Origin of the sequence: Mucilaginibacter pedocola, assembly GCF_002013915.1 — a bacterium.
Taxonomy (GTDB): domain Bacteria; phylum Bacteroidota; class Bacteroidia; order Sphingobacteriales; family Sphingobacteriaceae; genus Mucilaginibacter; species Mucilaginibacter pedocola.
In genome coordinates this window covers 427,321-446,423 of sequence record NZ_MBTF01000012.1, presented here as the reverse complement: position 1 = coordinate 446,423, position 19,103 = coordinate 427,321, and the positions used below count along the sequence as shown (strand labels likewise).

At 45.7% G+C, this 19,103-nt stretch carries 19 protein-coding genes; 11 read left to right on the top strand and 8 right to left on the bottom strand.

What is annotated here, in order from left to right:
- Window positions 1–143 precede the first annotated feature (143 nt).
- Entirely contained in the window at window positions 144–440 is a 297-nt protein-coding gene (locus tag BC343_RS14345) for a hypothetical protein (RefSeq protein WP_078348481.1), read from the top strand.
- A 79-nt stretch (window positions 441–519) separates the two neighbouring features.
- Here BC343_RS14345 and BC343_RS14340 read toward each other — a convergent pair whose 3' ends face one another.
- Complete coding sequence (locus tag BC343_RS14340) at window positions 520–1,023, bottom strand: DUF6155 family protein (RefSeq protein WP_078348480.1); 504 nt, start codon at window positions 1,021–1,023, stop codon at window positions 520–522.
- Window positions 1,024–1,077: 54 nt separating this feature from the next.
- Window positions 1,078–1,488: an acyl-CoA thioesterase gene (locus tag BC343_RS14335; protein WP_078348479.1), complete on the bottom strand. Its 411-nt coding sequence runs from the start codon at window positions 1,486–1,488 to the stop codon at window positions 1,078–1,080.
- A gap of 147 nt (window positions 1,489–1,635) precedes the next feature.
- Between BC343_RS14335 and BC343_RS14330 the strand changes: the two genes are divergently transcribed.
- The 5 genes from BC343_RS14330 (at window position 1,636) to BC343_RS14310 (ending at window position 7,949) form a co-directional block, all read left to right on the top strand.
- Entirely contained in the window at window positions 1,636–3,435 is a 1,800-nt protein-coding gene (locus BC343_RS14330) for a M61 family metallopeptidase (RefSeq protein ID WP_078348478.1), read from the top strand.
- Between the two features lie 172 nt (window positions 3,436–3,607).
- Entirely contained in the window at window positions 3,608–3,886 is a 279-nt protein-coding gene (rpsO, locus tag BC343_RS14325; protein WP_078348477.1) for a 30S ribosomal protein S15, read from the top strand.
- Window positions 3,887–4,105: 219 nt separating this feature from the next.
- A complete protein-coding gene (pnp, locus tag BC343_RS14320) occupies window positions 4,106–6,232 on the top strand; it encodes a polyribonucleotide nucleotidyltransferase (protein WP_078348629.1) in 2,127 nt (708 codons plus the stop codon).
- Window positions 6,233–6,392: 160 nt separating this feature from the next.
- Window positions 6,393–6,659, top strand: coding sequence for a hypothetical protein (locus BC343_RS14315; protein WP_143822182.1), 267 nt, complete (start codon window positions 6,393–6,395; stop codon window positions 6,657–6,659).
- 87 nt (window positions 6,660–6,746) lie between these two features.
- A complete protein-coding gene (locus BC343_RS14310) occupies window positions 6,747–7,949 on the top strand; it encodes an erythromycin esterase family protein (protein ID WP_078348475.1) in 1,203 nt (400 codons plus the stop codon).
- A gap of 67 nt (window positions 7,950–8,016) precedes the next feature.
- Here BC343_RS14310 and BC343_RS14305 read toward each other — a convergent pair whose 3' ends face one another.
- From BC343_RS14305 to BC343_RS14295, 3 genes are read right to left on the bottom strand one after another with little or no spacing between them, the layout of a single operon-like run.
- The gene (locus BC343_RS14305; protein ID WP_078348474.1) at window positions 8,017–8,655 is read right to left on the bottom strand and encodes a uridine kinase family protein; all 639 of its coding nucleotides are present in this window, start codon (window positions 8,653–8,655) and stop codon (window positions 8,017–8,019) included.
- Window positions 8,648–9,688 (bottom strand): DPBB and LysM peptidoglycan-binding domain-containing protein, encoded by a 1,041-nt coding sequence (locus BC343_RS14300; RefSeq protein WP_078348473.1) that lies wholly within the window; start codon window positions 9,686–9,688, stop codon window positions 8,648–8,650. Before BC343_RS14300 ends, BC343_RS14305 begins: the two co-directional genes overlap by 8 nt.
- 21 nt (window positions 9,689–9,709) lie before the next feature.
- Window positions 9,710–10,468 (bottom strand): DUF4905 domain-containing protein, encoded by a 759-nt coding sequence (locus BC343_RS14295; RefSeq protein WP_078348472.1) that lies wholly within the window; start codon window positions 10,466–10,468, stop codon window positions 9,710–9,712.
- A 105-nt stretch (window positions 10,469–10,573) separates the two neighbouring features.
- On the opposite strand from BC343_RS14295, the gene BC343_RS14290 reads away from it, so the two are divergent.
- Window positions 10,574–11,053 (top strand): Dps family protein, encoded by a 480-nt coding sequence (locus tag BC343_RS14290; RefSeq protein ID WP_078348628.1) that lies wholly within the window; start codon window positions 10,574–10,576, stop codon window positions 11,051–11,053.
- 173 nt (window positions 11,054–11,226) lie between these two features.
- On the opposite strand, the gene BC343_RS14285 is transcribed toward BC343_RS14290, so the two are convergent.
- Together BC343_RS14285 and BC343_RS31025 are read right to left on the bottom strand one after the other, a co-directional pair.
- Entirely contained in the window at window positions 11,227–12,711 is a 1,485-nt protein-coding gene (locus BC343_RS14285) for an OmpP1/FadL family transporter (RefSeq protein WP_078348471.1), read from the bottom strand.
- A gap of 29 nt (window positions 12,712–12,740) precedes the next feature.
- Window positions 12,741–13,742 (bottom strand): hypothetical protein, encoded by a 1,002-nt coding sequence (locus tag BC343_RS31025; protein ID WP_078348470.1) that lies wholly within the window; start codon window positions 13,740–13,742, stop codon window positions 12,741–12,743.
- 106 nt (window positions 13,743–13,848) lie between these two features.
- Between BC343_RS31025 and proS the strand changes: the two genes are divergently transcribed.
- From proS to BC343_RS14265, 3 genes are all read left to right on the top strand, one after another.
- Window positions 13,849–15,321, top strand: a complete 1,473-nt coding sequence (gene proS / locus BC343_RS14275) for a proline--tRNA ligase (RefSeq protein WP_078348469.1) — start codon at window positions 13,849–13,851, stop codon at window positions 15,319–15,321.
- Between the two features lie 127 nt (window positions 15,322–15,448).
- On the top strand, window positions 15,449–16,588 hold the full coding sequence (locus tag BC343_RS14270) for a cystathionine gamma-synthase (RefSeq protein ID WP_078348468.1): 1,140 nt from the start codon (window positions 15,449–15,451) through the stop codon (window positions 16,586–16,588).
- 85 nt (window positions 16,589–16,673) lie between these two features.
- On the top strand, window positions 16,674–17,528 hold the full coding sequence (locus tag BC343_RS14265; RefSeq protein WP_078348467.1) for a TIGR02757 family protein: 855 nt from the start codon (window positions 16,674–16,676) through the stop codon (window positions 17,526–17,528).
- Between the two features lie 194 nt (window positions 17,529–17,722).
- On the opposite strand, the gene BC343_RS14260 is transcribed toward BC343_RS14265, so the two are convergent.
- Window positions 17,723–18,625, bottom strand: a complete 903-nt coding sequence (locus BC343_RS14260; protein ID WP_078348466.1) for an NAD(P)/FAD-dependent oxidoreductase — start codon at window positions 18,623–18,625, stop codon at window positions 17,723–17,725.
- A gap of 89 nt (window positions 18,626–18,714) precedes the next feature.
- Between BC343_RS14260 and BC343_RS14255 the strand changes: the two genes are divergently transcribed.
- Window positions 18,715–19,092 (top strand): DUF5655 domain-containing protein, encoded by a 378-nt coding sequence (locus BC343_RS14255; RefSeq protein ID WP_078348465.1) that lies wholly within the window; start codon window positions 18,715–18,717, stop codon window positions 19,090–19,092.
- Window positions 19,093–19,103: the final 11 nt, after the last annotated feature.

Genomic DNA, 19,103 nt, shown 5'->3' with positions numbered 1-19,103 from the left:
TGTTCAACTGTTATTTTTAATTTCTAATGCCTCACCAATTTATTGGTACGTATATTGTTGTGTTATAATTTCGTTTTAAATAGCTCATTTGTAACTATTTGAAACAGCCGAGCGTCCTATTAACTGAAAAACTCACAACACCTATGAATGCGCTAAGAAACAACGCCCGTAAACTCAATAACGACTTAACCAAAAGCGTTATAGCCCTGCACGACAAAGGCTACACCCACGATTTCCTGCCCATGCAAAACCAGCATTTCCTGTGCCTGCAGGATGATGTTGATTTCGGCATAGAAGACCTCAACATCCAGGTGGCCAGCGAAGGTTTCGATCAGTTAACCAAAACTTACAAATACATCCACATCATCGAAACGGTAAATGGCTCTAAAGGCTTGTTGGTATGGGATAGAAATTGCTGCGACGGAATAATGGCGAATTAAGCTGCGGATGTGCAGGTGTGCAAATTTCAAATGTGCAGATGAAGCTCGCTTGAGGTGGGGTGACCACGGCGCGATAACTCTATTCGTAGTGATCGAAGAATATATCCAATACGTCGTATTCAAATCCCCAACCTATGTTTTGGCTTTGTTGAAGTATATGCGCGGCACGTTTCTCAAACGATTCGAGTATGCCTTCTGTACGAGCTAATTTTAGTGCATTTTTGAATGTGCTTGCCAAGCTATTGTAAAACGCCTCGTTAATGTCGCCAAAGTCATTGGTGAATTCTACGCCTGTTTCCACGTATAAAAGCATGAGGCTTATCAACGATTCGGCCGATGTTCCTAATTTTTTAAAATCAGCTATTGCATCTTTTCCGGCTTTAAGGCTATAGGTGTAGCCGCGTTTCGGATAAAATGATTCACGTACTTTTGCCGAGTACCGCTCCAGTAAGCCGGCCTCATCTTCCGGTTTAATATATAAGCCAAGGTACTCCTGCACTTGTTTGTTTTTCTTATACAGGTCGGCCAGTATCTCAACCAGCGCTTTTTTATCAAGATTTGTTAGTTCCCGTTTAACATTCATCTATCAAAACAAATTTTATATCATCTGCATATTTGCACATTTGAAATCTGCACATCAAATCGTATAATGCTCAATAACATCCTCAGGCACTTTAGTGCCGCGGCCGGTTGCCATATCTATCATCACATAATCAAAGTACCCATCGCAACAAACTTTTTTGGTGGTTTTGTTGGTAATGGTGAAGGCTACGCGGCAACCTTTATCGTTAATGCTTTCTATACCTGTGCGCACTAAAAAGTAGTCGCCCATTACCAGGGCGCGTTTATAGTCCATATATACGCTGCGTACTACCCAGCCAAAGCCGCGTTTCATAAACTCTTCCATGGCCATGCCGTAACAGGTCTCCATTTGTTCGTAACGGGCAGCCAGCACATAATCAAAATACTTGCTGTTATGCACATGCTGAAACATATCGATATCATCGGGGCGCACACGGTGCTCGGTTTCGAAGGTAGAATAGGGCATTTTAAGTCAAAAGTTGGAAGTCAAAAGTAAAAAGTAAAATCGACTTAATTGTTTCGCCACCGGTTATCATGTAACAAAGCTTTTGCGTGTTAAATCAACAATAATTATTTTTTGTTTTGCTACCTTCGGGCAAACCTGTTTGCAAAAATGAAACTACTCTCTAAATTGTTTATCCCCGCGCTGTTGTTAGCTGCAGCAACAGTTAATGCACAACAAAAATCGGCAAACCTGCAATACGCTGTTACCATGGAAAAAGCTGCCGAGCACCTTTACCATGTAGAACTCAATAGTACAGCCCCCGGTAAAACGCTCGATTTTAAAATGTGCGTTTGGACGCCCGGCTACTACCAACTGATAGATTTTGCCGCCGCCGTGCAAAACTTTACGGTTACCGATGCTAAGGGAGCGGCGGTGAAATGGGAGCAACCTATAAAAAGCGTTTGGCGCGTTTACAACAACAACGCACCGGTTAAAATAAGCTACGATGTTAAAGCCACCGTGCCATTTGTAGGCAACGTTTACCTCGACGAAACCCGCGGCTACGTTACCCCGGGAGGCTTATTTATGTACCTGGATGCCGAGCTGCGCCACCCCGTAACGGTGCAAATGAAACCCTACAGCAAATGGAATAACCTTGTTGCCACCGGCTTAGATACCATACCGGGGAAATACCACACTTTTAAAGCCGATGATTTTGATGTGTTGTACGATAGCCCTTTTTTAATGGGCGAACTGGAAGTACTGCCCCCCTTTATGGTACAAAATAAGCCGCATAATTTTGTTGGCTACAAACTACCGGCCTTCGATAGGCAGGGCTTTATGGACGACCTGAAAAGGATAGTTGAAACAGGCGCCGGCATTATCGGCGATATTCCGTATACGCACTACACCTTTCTATCGATAGGTGCAGGCGGCGGCGGTATAGAGCATTTGAACTCGTCATCGTTAAGCTTTAGTGGCGGCGAGGGTTTCAATACTCCAGAGGCCCGCAAGAAGTTGTATAACTTTATTGCGCACGAGTATTTTCACCATTACAACGTTAAGCGCATCAGGCCGATTGAGCTTGGGCCTTTCGATTATTCTAAAGAGAACCATACCAATATGCTTTGGGTGAGCGAAGGTTTTACCGTGTATTACGAATACCTGGTAACCCGCCGCGCCGGTATCATGACACCTGAGGATATGTTTGGCGATTTTCAGCAGAACCTGAAGAATTACGAAAATAAACCAGGTCACCTTTATCAATCGGCTACGCAGGCCAGCTACTACACCTGGGGCGATGGGCCTAACGGGCGCGTTAACGACGATTTTAATAAAACCATTTCTTACTACGACAAAGGTCCTATCCTTGGCCTGATGTTGGATTTTAACATCCGCCACGTAACCAAAAACAAGAAATCGTTAGATGATGTAATGCGTTTGCTTTACTACAAGTATTACAAAAAGCTGAATAGGGGTTTTACCGAGCAGGAGTTTAGGGACGAATGCGAGAAGATGGCAGGCACCAAATTGCCGGAGCTGTTTAATTATGCTTCAACCGTTACGCCGCCAAACTATCCAAAATATTTTGCTTACGGAGGCCTGAGCGTTGATACCTCAACCGTAGTAACATCAAAAGTATGGGATGGCCTTAACGTAAGGCAGCAAAAAGATACTTTAAGGATAGGTACGGTAGATTACCAATCGCCGGGCTGGAATGCCGGCGTACGTGGCCGCAGTAAAATTTTAACCGTTAACGGCGAGGCCGCCAGCCGCGACTTGCTTTATAAAACTTACGAAAAGCACAAGGCCGGAGATACCATTACCCTCGGGATAGAAAAAGATGGCGTTAAAAAAGATGTTGCCATAGTGTTGACTGAAAAACGCGAAAAGAGCTTTAAAATAACCCCGATGGCCAAACCCGACGCGTTGCAGGCAGAAATATATAAGAGTTGGGTAGGGAAGTAGAGTAATAAGCCTAAAGCCTTGATTTCAAAGTATAAAGTCTTAAGTTTAAAGTAGAAAGCCCGTTTTTTAGTTCGATAAAACTTTTTGCTAAACACTTCCTACTTCGCACTTTAATACTTACCTTTGCGCCACAATTAATAGAATTTATAACCGCTTTAGTATTATTCAAGTAATGTATTTAAGTAACGAAGTAAAGGCAGAGATCTTTGCAAAACACGGTAAAAGTGCCGCTGATACAGGTACAACCGAAGGACAGGTAGCATTGTTTACTTATCGTATAGCCCACTTAACAGGCCACCTTAAGAAAAACAAACACGATTACTCAACTCAATTGGCACTGCAAAAATTAGTAGGTAAACGCCGTGGTTTGTTAGCATACCTGTACAAAAAAGATATCGAAAGGTATCGTGCTATCATCAAAGCGCTTTCGCTGAGGGATATCATCAAATAATCTTTCTAAGGATTTTAAAAAAGGCCGTCCGCATTATGCTGGATGGCTTTTTTACTTTTTGAAACCATTATTTGCCGCCGCTGTAAACCCCTAATTAATAGGGCAGATACGTTGGCCCGCCGCCTGGGAAACGGCAATTATACCAATAAAAACCATATACATACACACATAGATCCGGGGTGCTCCCGAAGACGAAAAGTACCCCACAACACAAACAAGATGAGTTTAAACGTAATTAAAAAAGTAATTGATCTGGGCGATGGCCGTACCATCGAGATCGAGACCGGTAAATTGGCCAAACAAGCCGATGGCTCGGTAGTAGTAAAAATGGGTGATACCATGTTACTGGCTACTGTAGTATCATCACCGGAAGCAAAAGAGGGCGTTGATTTCTTACCTCTTTCTGTTGATTATCAAGAGAAATACGCCGCCACCGGCCGCATTCCGGGTGGTTTCCTTCGCCGCGAGGCCCGTTTGTCAGACTACGAGGTTTTGATCTCGCGTTTGGTTGACCGTGCTTTGCGCCCATTGTTCCCTGAAGATTATCACGCAGATACCCAGGTAATGATATCGTTGATATCTGCCGATAAAGATATTATGCCTGATGCATTGGCAGGTTTGGCAGCATCAGCTGCTTTAGCTGTTTCGGATATCCCTTTCAATGGCCCTATATCTGAAGTGCGCGTTGCAAAAATTGATGGCCAGTTGGTTATTAACCCAACCCTGAGCCAACTTAAAAATGCAACTTTAGAGTTTATAGTTGCCGGTAGCGAGCACGACATAAACATGGTGGAAGGCGAAGCTGCTGAAATTGCAGAAGAAGAATTGGTTGAGGCCATTAAATTTGCCCACGCTGCTATTAAAGTTCAGTGCTTTGTTCAGAAAGAACTGGCTATTGAAGTTGGCAAAACCGAAAAACGTACCTACAGCCACGAGCATAGCAACGAAGACCTGAAAAAGGCTATCTACGAAGCTACTTACCAAAAAGTGTACGATGTTGCATCTTCGGCTTCGGCTAAAGATGAGCGTGCTGTTAAATTTAAAGCCGTACGCGATGAGTACATCGAAACCCTTGGCGAGATAGACGATATCACTAAATCGTTAGCCAAAAAATACTACCACGATGTAGAGTACGATGCCATCCGTAACCTGGTTTTGGATGAAGGCAAACGCCTAGACGGCCGTACTACCAAACAAATTCGCCCTATATGGAGCGAAGTTGGCTACCTGCCTGCTGCTCACGGTTCGGCAGTTTTCACCCGTGGCGAAACCCAATCGTTAACTTCGGTTACTTTGGGTGCTAAGGATGATGAGCAAATGATTGATGGTGCCTTTATTAACGGCTACCAGAAATTTATGCTGCACTACAACTTCCCTGGTTTCTCTACCGGTGAGGTTCGCCCTAACAGGGGTGCCGGCCGCCGTGAGATAGGCCACGGTAACCTGGCTCAACGCTCGTTAAAACGCGTATTGCCTGCTGAAGACGAGAACCCATACACTATCCGTATTGTTTCTGATATTTTGGAATCTAACGGTTCATCATCAATGGCAACTGTTTGCGCAGGTACATTGGCGCTGATGGATGCAGGTGTTAAGATAACCAACCCGGTATCGGGTATTGCAATGGGCCTCATCACTAACGAAATGGGTACCAAATACGCTATCCTTTCGGATATTTTGGGCGATGAAGACCACTTAGGCGATATGGACTTTAAAGTTACAGGTACTAAAAATGGTATCGTAGCTGTACAGATGGACTTGAAGATAAACGGTTTATCGTACGAAGTATTAGCTAACGCTTTGGAGCAGGCAAAAGAAGGCCGCTTACACATCCTTGGCGAAATGGCTAAAACCATTACCGCACCGCGCGAAGACTACAAACCACACGCTCCACGTATTGTTACCATTAAAATCGACAAAGAATTTATTGGTGCAGTAATTGGCCCCGGTGGTAAAATTATCCAGGAAATGCAACGCGAAACCGGCGCTACCATCTCTATCGAAGAGGTTAACAACGTTGGTATCGTTCAGGTATTTGCCGATAACAAAGCTTCTATTGATGCTGCTTTAGGCCGTATCCGCGCTATTGCTTCTAAACCGGAAGTTGGCGAGATATACGAAGGTAAAGTAAAATCGATAATGCCGTTTGGTGCATTTGTTGAAATTATGCCGGGTAAAGATGGCTTGCTGCACATCTCGGAAATTGACCACCGCCGCATAGAAACTATGGACGGTATCTTCCAGATAGGCGACGAAGTACGTGTGAAACTACTTGATGTAGATAAACAAGGTAAACTGAAACTTTCGCGCAAAGTTTTATTGCCTAAACCAGAGCCAAAACAATAGTTTATAACTATACAATACAGCAAAACCCTCCCAAAAAGAGGGTTTTGCCGTTTAATTTAAAATTTTTGCAAAAAATTAAAACAATTTGCAAACCTTCGCGGTATACTATTCTTGAGAAGCATAAAAAGGGAAAAACTAAAGCCGGTCCTGTATATTGAAAATGACATCTACCACTAATGGTCCTTTAGGTTTTCTCGATAACTCGCAGGGAATGGGCGGCGAAAACACCGACCTGATACAGCAGTTATTGTATGAGATTATAAGGGTTAAAGAGCTTATTACTTATTACGACTCCATCCCCAACGGGGCCGGGCAGCTTGGTTCGTCTATACTTAACGAGCTGGTTACCGAGGCCTACAACTCCCTTGTGAACTACGATACCGTTTTAATGAAAAAGTATTACGACCTATTATTAAACTGCGATTAGGTGTTTTTTTAAAATTTAATTCTATTTAAATTTTTATTTCAGAATTATGTATTGTATTTTCGAATTATAAATCGAAAATATTCTGCCATGTTCAAATTCTACAAAACATTCTTCCTTTTATTGGTTACTGCTACTTGCAGCTTTGCGCAATCACCTAATTTAAGTTGGATAAATACGCATGCTACACCTATCGACAGCAGTGGCAAAAACGACAAAAACTTTTACGCAGCACTAAGCACCGAACTAAAAGGCAATACCATAGTTGGGCTGGCCGAAGCATCGCACGGTACGCGCGAGTTTTCGATAGAGAAAACACGCATCATCAAATATCTCATCGAGCACGAAAATTATAAGGCTGTAGGGTTCGAGTTCGGTTATTCGCCCATGGCGGCCATTAACAGCTACGTACAAACCGGTAAAGGTAATTTAACCGAACTGATGCAGCCGCTGCGCTTGTTTAAAACACAAGAGTTTTTAGAGCTTTTCAAAACTATTAAAGCCTACAACGATGGGCAGCCTGCCGCTAACAAGGTTACAGTATTTGGTTTCGATACCGATTACTTCCCTACGGACATAAAGGCCTCTGCTGCTTATTGCAAAAAATATCTTATAGAGCATGCCGGCGTTTACAAGAACGAGAAAACCGCTGCTACAGCCTTAGAGAGCATTGCCCGCCCCGATGCAGGTGCGCTATATGAATTAGCCGACGGCGATGTGGAAGGACTTGCTGCATTGCTGGAAGAACTGAAGGCAAAAGGCGTAACCGGCGAATTTGTAAAGCGCCTGTCGCTTTTATACCAGGGCACACTATTGGGTAACCCGCTGGCGCGCGATGAGTTTATGGCGCAAAACCTGGCGGGTATACAAGGCGAGAGTAAAGCCAAAACCATTATTTGGGGCCACAATATGCATTTGGCAAAAGATACCACAATGGCGGCCTGTAAAGGCATGGGTTATTACGTGAAGAAAAAGTACGCCGAAAAGTATTATGCCGTAGCCTTTGATACCTTCACGGGCACGGTGAACGTGTTAGATGAAGATGATTTTGTGGAACACCCGTTCACCACCCAGGCCAATTCATATTCGGCGGTATTTGCAACTGCTAAGTACCCGGAGTTTTTCCTGCCCTTAAAGAATATCGACAACAACCCGCTATTCGGCCAGACCAACAATATCACCAACATTTACGCCAGTTGGAACAGAAGCGGCGTACTCCCCATGCGCCCGGGAATTGATTATGATGGGGTAGTGTTTATCAGGGATACAAGGTCGAGCGTGCCGTTGAAATAGCGTAAAGCAATAAAGCCGTCCTTTTAGGGGACGGCTTTATGTTTAACGTTTACTTATATTGGCTATTTTACTTCCCAAACACCTTTTCCCGTAACTCGGCCGAAATTTGGTCGGTTACTTTGATGATGTCATCGGCAACTGCGCCGTTGTTTATCACTACTTTGTCGCATTTTTCGCGGTGGGGAAGCAGATACTCTTTATAGGCCGGTACAACGTGGTTTACCCATTTGTAATACGCATCTTCGTTAGAGTAGCCGCGCTCAGCCAGGTCGCGTTTTAGGCGGCGCTGCAGGGCAACTTCTTCATCGGCATCAATAAAGATGGTCATGTCCAAATCGGCAGCCACCTTTTTGAAGTGGAGGATAAACAGGCCTTCTACGATAATGATAGGGGCAGGCTTTATCTCCAGTATTTTGGGGACAATGTTGGGGTTGTTAAAAGTGTACTCTTTCTGGTATACGGTTTCCCAGCGCATCAGCTTGCTAATGTCGCTCTCAAACAGGTCGGCATCAATGGTGCTTGGCAGGTCGAAGTTATAGAGTTTGTTTTCCTCCTTGGTCATGGTATGGGCCACGGGGATATAGTAATCATCCTGCGATACCAGGCAAACTTCGTCGGGCGTGAAATGCGCTAAAAACGACTTCAAAAAAAAGGTTTTGCCGCTTCCGCTTCCGCCGGCAACGCCTATTACATAAGGTTTATTCATTAGGAGTACCGTAGCTAATGGTTACATGAAAGCGTTTATCGATAGCGCCAAGGGCTTCGGCAACATTTTTGGTCATCACAACCGATACGCCCTGGGTTGATTGGTTATCAGTAAAACGGCCAACTACTTTGGCAAAAGTGCTTTTACCCGTCATGGTGTTGGTTAGGCGCATTACGGTGCCAATAGGGGCAGTGCGGTGCAATATCAGCTTTTTATTAGGGTCGAGGCTCGAATCGTCTATCCAGGTGGCTACGCCTTTCTCGTTCTTTTCGAACAGGCCGTATTTGTTAGCGCCATGTTTATCAGCCAGCGAATCGGCAGGCGAGGCTACATAAGTACTGTCGCGTTTAGCCAAAGCACTATCTACCGGTGCCGAAACAGGCGGCGCTGGTGGCGGCGTTGCAGGTGCGCCAGAGCGTATGGTTAAAACCTGGCCGGGCACAATGCTGCCGGTAAGTTTGTTGGTGGCTACAATATCATCAACAGTAGTACCAAAGCGCTTGGCTATAGAATATAGTGTTTCGCCAGATGATACTTTGTATTGCTGCGTAGTAATGCCGCTTACATTGCTGTTGGCTACTTCCTGCGCGGTTTTTTGTTCTTGTTTTTGCTCGGCAGGTTTGCTGGCCGGTACGTTAGCGGGTGGGGTAATGGCTACTGCCGGTGTTGTTGTTGCAGGTGTAGTAGTCGCTGCAGGCTGCTGCGTTACCGGTTTTGTTTGTGGCTGCTGTGCCGGTGTGGTAGTTACTGCTGCCGGGGCAGGGGCATCGCCGCTAAAGGGGCGGTCGGTTGGTACTTTTATTACCTTGCCAATTTGCATGCTGGCGTTGGCATTGAAATCGATAATTGCTTTTGCGCTTACACCGTATTTACGGCCAAGCGAGTAAAAATTATCCTTGGGGTCCAATTTGTGCAGTATCACCTTTTTGCCGTTTAGGTTTTCCACGCCAATAGAATCTACTATAGGGCTGGCGAACGATGATACGGAAAGCGGCAGGAGGATGGAGGATAATAAAAAGATCTTTAACTTCATAATAGTTTATTATACAGTATTTTAGAGGGCTAATACGATAATATTGGTCCTGTTTTTAACGTATACTAATGCGTTTTTATGTATTACAAACGCCTCGGGTTGTAATTTTTGTATATCCTCATTCAATAAATCGGTATACCGTATCGTTTCACCATCTAAAATATAAATGCGCTGTTGCAGCCCACCATTTTTTAACGTGTGCAAAGATACAATTCTATAACCATTGTGATTAAGGGAATGGACTATATTTCCAAACGGAGCTTCCGGCAGGCTGCCCTCAACAAAATCGCTCGCCGGTAGTAACGAGGGTATGACTATGCTATTGGCCAAAGGTTTATCCTCGGGCGATGCATTGCGTAGCGTTTGCCCGGTTTGCGCATCAATAAGCACTAACTTTTTTGGTTGCAGGGCGGTATTATAAACTATTGGCCCGTTAATGCTGAGGTGGCTGAGCGCCAGGCTGTAGTTGTTCCATACTGGGGCAGATGTACCGGCATCAATAGCGGTAATGCCTTTATGCTCCGGCCCATTCTCGTGCTTGTAGTAATGCAGTAATGCTACATTGTTATACAAGGCATCCACACCGGCAAGCCAGCGCTCGTCGGTAGTGAAGCCCTCGAAATTTAACTGACCGGTTGTTAAGCTTACCGATGCAAAGCTTACCTGTTTTTCGGTTTCGTTACGTACCTCAAGCACAAGGGTATCGGTAAGTTCGTCTATCTCCATCCGCCAGATGGTGGCAGCAAACTGGTGGCTTAATAATGGTTGCAGCATTGTCATTTTCAGGGCAAATATGGTTAATAATATCAAATGTGTTTAACTTTACGGAACAATGCCGCCGGAGGCATGTTATCAACCCAAACACACATACAAATACCTACTACTATGGACGCAAAAGAAATTAGCCTGGAAGAAAAGGCCGTAAAACCCGTTGTTGACCACCTGAACGACCTATTGGCCAACTACCACATCCACTATCAAAAACTGCGCGGCTGCCACTGGAACGTAAAAGGCCAAAGCTTTTTCACCCTTCACGTAAAATTTGAAGAATTATACACCGCTGCGTTAACTACTATAGACGAACTGGCCGAGCGTATACTCACCCTGGGCAAAGCGCCATACAGCACTTTTAACGACTACATCAGCACTTCAACCCTAAAAGAGATACAAACCATCGGCCTTAAAGATACCGACATGGTGAAAGCCCTGATAGAAGACATGGCCACCCTCATAGAAATGGAACGCGAACTGCTGGAGATAACCGATAAAGCCGGCGACGATGGCACCAACGATATGGTGAACCGCTTTATGCAATTCAAAGAAAAGAACACCTGGATGCTGCGTTCTTTTGTGAATGAAGATTAAGGTGTTGGTGAATAGTTATTAGAGAGTGGTGAATGGTTGTAAGACCGATCTACTCACATCTATAAAACAAACGAGGCGATGAAAATTTTCATCGCCTCGTTTGTTTATTTAAATCTCTGTGTGCCTCCGCGTAACCTCTGAGGCCTCTGTGGTTAAATAGCCACTAACAGATTTTAAAACCTATATCCCAAAGTTAAATAACCATTGTTGTAAGTTTTATCAAGTAATGCGCCCGGGCTGGCTGTACCAATTTCGTAAGGGAAAATGGTTTGTGTGCCGGTTGAGCGGCTGTAAGTGGCATCTAAATAATAATCGCCAAAGCGCAGGCCTAAGCCACCGCTAACGGTTTTAATATCGCTGGCATTGTTATCCCTGCGAGCTTTACCTTGTATGCCGTAACCACCACGCAACAGGAAAAAGTTAGTCAGCCTTGCTTCGGCACCAATACGGTAGTTCACGGCCGATTGGTACAGGCTCTTGATAGTGTTATTATCATAAGTAGCATCAAAGTTGGCATCGCTGCTGATGTGGGTGCTGCTGTAATCGATGTACTCCACATCGCCGGTAATAAAGCCGAACGATTTGATGAATACCGCTGCACCGCCACCAACTTTCAATGGCGTACGCATATTATAAGTAAGCGGGTAGTTTTGCGGGCCATCTTCGTAGCGGCTGCCGTTGCTTATAGATGTACCAAGGCTTTCGGCATAAGTATCATCAATGGTATAATAAGTTGGCGAGGTGAAGGTAGCTGCCAGGCGTAACTCGTTAACAGGTTTAAATATCACACCTAAACGGCCGGTGAAGCCATTGCCTCGGGTAATTTGATCCTGCGTAAAATTAGAACTGTAATCGCGGTTAACGGCAACAGGGGTAGGGCTGCCTTCCAGTACCGAAAGGGCACCATCCTCGTAAAAGTTACTGAACGAATTATAGCGTAGCGTATTAAAGCTTAAGCCCAAACCAATATAAAATTTATTGCTGTAGTTGGCGCCAAAGGCAAAATCGAGTGCCGATTGGCCGCCGGTACGGGTAATGATGGCTTTTTGATCTACCCCAGGGAAGGCATTGCTGCGATAAGTAGGGTTAGCGGTTGTGCCGTAATTATCTATCAGGTTATGATCGTACGCGTTGCCGGCCAGGGTGCCTACATCTATACCATATTGATTGGCCTGCGCAGCATAATAATCGTTAATAGAGTTTGTGCCGTTACTGCCCCCGTAGGTAATGTTCTCGTAAAAGTTATTGTTACGGCTGTACGATATACCGTAGTTAAAACTTAGCCAGCCCTGGCTTTTGTCGGCACCTTTGGGGCGGTTAAGCTGCTGGTAAATTACGAACGCCGCATGGTTTAAATTACCCGAGCTGCGGCTATCAGTACCCGGGTTGGTTTGGTAGGTAGAGTTTACCTTAAGGTTGTTATATTCGGGCGTAATGCTTAATTCTGAGCGGGTGAAGAAACCCAAACCTGCGGGGTTGCCGCTTACCGAACTAAGGTCGCCACCAATGGCCATGCCAGCGTTGCCTACGCCTTTTATACGTGCGGTAGAGCCGCTTTGTGCTCCCGAAAAACGCACGGCATCCTGCGCGTATTGGGCGTAACTATTTTGAGCGAACGCTACTATAGCGGCCGCACTGAGTAGATGTTTTATTTTCATAAACTTTAGGTGTAGTAGTATTTAAGAAATTATGGGCGTGCCGGCCTTCCGCCGCCACCTCCACCGCCGCCACTATTGCCACCGCCGCCGCCACCACCGCGTGATGATGATGAAGATGGAGTGTAAGAAGGCTGCCTATCCGGAACGCGGTCTTGTGTAGCCGGCCTCATTTGCGGCTGTTGCCTTTGTGGTTGGTAGCTTTGTCCATCGCCGCGTGCAGCGCGGGTTGGGCGTGTGCTGCTATAGCCGCCATTGCCATTGTAGCTGCGGGTGTAACCACCGCTATAACCTGATGCTCTGCTTGGCCTGTTGGCGCCATAGCCTATGCCATTATTTGCTGTGCCGGTGTAGCCAATGCCATTGCGGCCATAACCTATACCTCCACGGCCGGGTACACCTGCCGGGCTGCCGGTACCCCTAACCGGGCGTGGGTTGCCACTGTAGGCAGAAACACCGCCCCAATAACCGCCACCGTAACCAATGCCTGTACCCCAGTATGAGTATGGAGAGTATCCGTAACCATATGGATAACCGAACCCGTAGCCACCATAAAAATTGTTGTAGAAACCGCCGTAGCCGTAGTAGCCACCAAGGCCGTAACCGCCCCAGCCACCCCATGCGTATGGCGAAAAGGCACCATAACCATAGCCAATGCCGCCATAGTAGCCGCCGTAACCATAACCAAGGCCCAGGCCAAGCCCGAAACCATAGTTGCCGTAGCTGTATGGGTTATAGTAACCCGAGTAGCCATCATAATAGCTAAACGGAGAATAATAAGCAAAGCGGTTTATACGCGATGAGTAATCGTCGTAATAGTAATAATCGTCATCAGGGTCCTGGTCGTTATAGGCCACATCCTCTTCCTGTTGGTAAGGTTTTGGTGCAACATAGTCGGGTGTTTCGCCGGCTCGTGCGTTTGAGAAGTACACATCATCGCTGTTTTTGGCGGTTGATGCAGTTTTGTTAACCGAGCAGGAACTCAGCGCCATAGCGCCGATCAATGTGATTCCTAATAGCAGGTTCCTTTTCATTTTTGCAGAGTGTAAAAAGTTCGAGTTCAAATAAACGTATAAATTTATAAATTTGGCGGTTAGTTATATTAATAATAAGGTCAAATTCTATTCCAAAATACAGTATATGAGCAAAGGTGTCATCAGTAAAGACGAAGATTATTCGCAATGGTTTAACGACTTAATAATTAAATCTGATATGGCCGAATATTCGCCTGTCAGAGGGTGTATGATCATTAAACCATACGGCTATTCTATATGGGAAAAGATTCAGGCTACGCTCGATAAAATGTTTAAAGATACCGGGCACGTTAACGCTTACTTCCCGCTGCTCATACCAAAATCTTTCTTCTCTAAAGAAGCAAGCCACGTAGATGGTTTCGCTAAGGAATGCGCCGTTGTCACGCATTATCGCCTTAAGAACGATGGAGAGGGCCAAATTGTTGTGGACCCCGAGGCACAATTAGAAGAAGAATTAATTATTCGTCCAACATCCGAAACCATTATATGGAATACCTACCGCGGCTGGATACAAAGCTACCGCGACCTGCCTATTTTGGTGAACCAATGGGCAAACGTAATGCGTTGGGAAATGCGCACGCGTTTGTTTTTGCGCACCAGCGAATTTTTATGGCAGGAAGGGCACACCGCCCATGCCACATCAGAAGAAGCTATTGCCGAAACCGAGCAGATGCTGGATGTATACGCCGAATTTGCCGAAAACTGGATGGCGCTACCGGTTGTGAAAGGCCGCAAAACAGCTAACGAGCGCTTTGCAGGTGCTTTGGATACCTATTGCATAGAAGCTTTAATGCAGGATGGTAAAGCATTGCAGGCAGGTACCTCGCACTTTTTGGGCCAGAACTTTGCCAAAGCGTTTGATGTGAAATTTACTACGCGCGATAACAAGCAGGATTTTGTTTGGGCTACCTCATGGGGCGTATCAACCCGTTTGATAGGTGCCTTAATTATGGCTCACTCAGATGATGCCGGTTTGGTATTGCCTCCAAAATTGGCGCCAATACAGGTAGTAGTGGTGCCTATTTACAAACACCAGGAAGAACTGGATGCCATTACCGAATACGTAAAAGGCTTAACTAAAGAATTGCGTGCGAAAGATATCAGCGTGAAATTTGATAACCGCGATACCCACCGCCCCGGTGCAAAATTTGCAGAGTACGAACTGAAGGGCGTACCATTGCGCGTTGCCATTGGCAGCCGCGACATGCAGAACGGCACTGTAGAGCTTGCCCGTCGCGATACCAAAACCAAAGAAACTGTTCAGCAGGATGGTTTGGTGAATACGATAGCAAATCTTTTGGAAGAGATACAAACCAACATCTACACCAAAGCATCAATCTTCCGTGCGGAAAATACCACCGAGGTAGATACCTACGAAGAATTTAAACGCATGCTTGATGAGCAGCCGGGTTTTATTTCGGCACACTGGGATGGTACCTCGGAAACCGAACAAAAGATAAAAGATGAAACTAAGGCTACAATACGTTGTATACCTTTGAACAATAAGCAGGAAGAAGGCAAATGCATCCTGACGGGTAAACCGTCGACGCAGAGGGTGTTGTTTGCAAGGGCATATTAATGTTTGGTGAGCCCCCCAGCCCCCTAAAGGGGGAGCTTTTGATTTGCATGAGGGGAATAAATAAATTATTAAATAACAACCTTTGGCTCCCCCTTCAGGGGGCTGGGGGGCTGGACTATATGGGCATATGAAATTCGCAACTAAAGCAATACACGCAGGGCAGGAGCCCGACCCAACTACAGGCGCTATCATGACGCCGATATACCAAACCTCTACCTACTGGCAAAAGTCGCCGGGAGATAATAAGGGGTACGAATATTCGCGCGGTACCAACCCAACCCGTAAGGCGCTGGAGGATTGTTTAGCTGCCTTGGAGAATGCTAAGCACGGCTTAGCTTTTTCGAGCGGTATGGGTGCTACGGATGCGGTAATGAAGCTGCTGGCGCCGGGCGATGAAGTGATCACCGGTAACGATCTCTACGGTGGCTCGTACCGTATCTTCACCAAGATATTTGCTAACTACGGCGTTAAATTCCACTTTTTAGACTTGAGCAACCCCGATATCGTAAGCGAATACATCAACGATAAAACCAAACTTATTTGGATAGAAACGCCTACCAACCCAACCATGCAGGTGGTGGATATCGAGGCCATCGGCAAGATCAGCAAGGCCAATAATTTGCTTTTTGTGGTTGATAATACCTTTGCATCGCCATACCTGCAAAACCCTATCGACCTGGGTGCTGATATTGTAATGCATTCGGTAACCAAATACATAGGCGGCCATAGCGATGTGGTAATGGGTGCCCTGATGATGAACGACCATGAGCTTTACAAAAAGCTTTGGTTCATCTATAATGCCTGTGGTGCCACTCCCGGCCCAATGGATAGCTTTTTGGTGCTGCGTGGTATAAAAACACTGCACCTGCGCATGAAGGCCCATTGCGAGAACGGCCGTGCGGTTGCTGAGTTTCTGAAGAACCACCCAAGGGTAGAGAAAATATACTGGCCGGGTTTCCCGGATTCGCCAAACCACGAAGTAGCCAAAAAACAAATGCGCGATTTTGGTGGCATGATATCTATTGTACTGAAAGATGCCACGTTGGAAGATACCTTCCGCATTGCAGGTTCGTTCAAAGTATTCTCGCTGGCCGAATCATTAGGCGGTGTAGAGTCGCTAATAAACCACCCCGTGAGCATGACTCACGGCAGCATCCCCAAAGCCGAACGCGACAAAGCCGGCGTGGTAGATAACCTACTGCGCCTTAGCGTAGGTGTAGAGGATATTGAGGATTTGCTGGAAGATTTGAAACAGGCGTTGGCGTAAATTAGAGCCAAGAAATAAGAGTCAAGAATCTAGACGATCATGTAGCTATCTTGATTCTTGACTCTTTCATCTTGATTCTCACGATATGAACGATAATCTCAAAGCCTTCCTCGACGAAAAAGTTTCTCAATACAACCGGCCCGAGTTTATTGCCAACGACCCGGTGAGCATTCCGCACCTGTTTACCAAAAAGCAGGATATCGAGATCATGGGCTTTTGGGCAGCTACACTGGCATGGGGGCAGCGCGTAACCATCATTAACAAATGCAAAGAATTGATCGCCCTGATGGACGGCGCGCCTTACGATTTTATCATCAACCACGAAGAACCCGACCTGAAGAAGCTGCTTAGTTTTAAGCACCGCACTTTTAACGATATAGATACGCTGTATTTTATCTCGTTCTTCAGGTATCATTACGAAAGGTTCGATAGTTTAGAGGAGGCGTTCAACGCCCAAAATAACTTTGTCATCCTGAGCAAGAGCGAAGGATCTATAAGCAATACATGCTCTCGGTTTGTTCAACCCGAAAGCACTGTTGAAACGGCTCTCAATTATTTTAGAAACTATTTCACCTCCCTGCCCGATTTCCCTAATCGCACCAAAAAGCACGTTTCCTCACCGTCACAAAAATCTACCTGCAAACGGCTTTGCATGTTCTTGCGTTGGATGGTTCGGAAAGACAGCCAAGGTGTAGATTTCGGCATTTGGAACAAACTAAAACCTGCCGACTTAATTTGCCCCTGCGACCTGCATGTTGACCGTGTGGCCCGAAAACTAAAACTCATCACCCGCAAACAAACCGACTGGCAAACAGCCGTAGAACTCACCCAAAACCTCCGCGAATTGGATCCATTAGACCCTGTGAAGTACGACTTTGCGCTGTTTGGTTTAGGGATAGAAGAACGCTGGGGGATAGAAGGGGTATTGCCGGAATTTTAATGGAAATACCTAAACCGCCTCAGCCCACCCTGTCATCGAACGAGCGGGGAGGCAAAGAGTGCAGGGGCGAGGAGAGAACTTGTTCGACATGCAAAGGCACTGTGCAATACGGTAATGCAAAGCGTTCATGCTTCAGCGTTCAGGATTTCTCGTCGCTTCGCTCGCTCGAAATAACATTTTTTTTGGGCTTAATCCTAAAAATCCTCATTCACCAACTGGTGGTTGATCATTGCCCCAGCTTTATTCCCCTGTGCCACTGCCGATGGTACCGACCGCATCATGGTGGTATTATCTCCCGCAGCATATACGCCTTTTACCGTTGTGGCCTGCATTTCATCTATCTTAATAAAACCCGCATCAGTAAACTCGCAGCCCAAAGTTTGCAATAGCGGGCAAGTCTGTATAAAGGGTAACTTGGCGTACATTACGGTTAACTTCAGGTTGCTGCCGTCCTCGAAACAAATATTATTCATGTAACCATCTTCGTGGCTGATGCTTTTTATCGGCTTTGGATTGATGGTAATGTTATGCTTTTCTAACTCAGCTATTTGCTCTTCTTTAAGTGTGGATGGCCCGTTGGTTAGCAGGGTTATTTCCTGCGTCCAGTTAGTTATGATCTTCGAAAACTCGAAGCCAATATCGCCATTGGCTAAAATAGCTGTAGGGCGGTTGCGCACTTCGTAGCCATGGCAGTAGGGGCAATGCAGTACCGAAATACCCCAGCATTCGGCAGTACCCGCTATATCCGGCATTACATCCACAATACCTGTGGCGAAAAGTAGCTTGCGCCCTGTGTAGGTTTCCTCGCCATCTGTTTCTATAATAAACAAACCGTCCTGCTGCAATGCGTTTATTGCTGTGCCTGTTTTAAAAGTAATGGTTGGATACTCTAACACCTGTTCTTTAGCTTTCGCGCTAATGGCTGCAGGTGTTTCGCCATCGTGCGTTATAAAGTTATGCGCATGCGGCGTTTGCCTGTTGGCGGGTTTGCCTGCATCCAATACCAAAACCTTACGCAAGGCGCGCCCCAACGCCATGGCTGCCGATAGGCCAGCGTAACTGCCGCCAATTATAATTGCATCAAAATTTGCTTCCATAGCAGCAAATGTAGAGGAAGAAATTACAAAAGCAACATTGTTGCATTTGTAAAATGTAAAGATGATATTTCTTTGATATATTTAACCTCATGACAACACCCGGCGGAGAATTAGCCCTATCTGCTTTCCTCACAGGCAAAAGCGAACATACTTTAATGCTGTTCCATCATTTTATCGCGGTGTTTAAAACGATAGGGGATATCAAGGTAGAAGCTACCAAAAGCATGATAGGCATCTCCAACAATCATAAGCGTATTGCCTGGGTTACGCAATTGGGTAGAAACTTTGTGCACGTGGTTTTCCCCTTCAAGCAGGAATATCCCGATAATTTATGCTTCCAAAAAATAGCGCAAGTGCCCGGGCAAGAACAATACAACCACCATTTCAGGATGCTGCAAGCGGAGGATTTAAATGAGGAGGTAATGGAATTTATGAGGCTGGCTTATCAGGAAGAAAGCGCAGGGTAAAAAAATAGCCC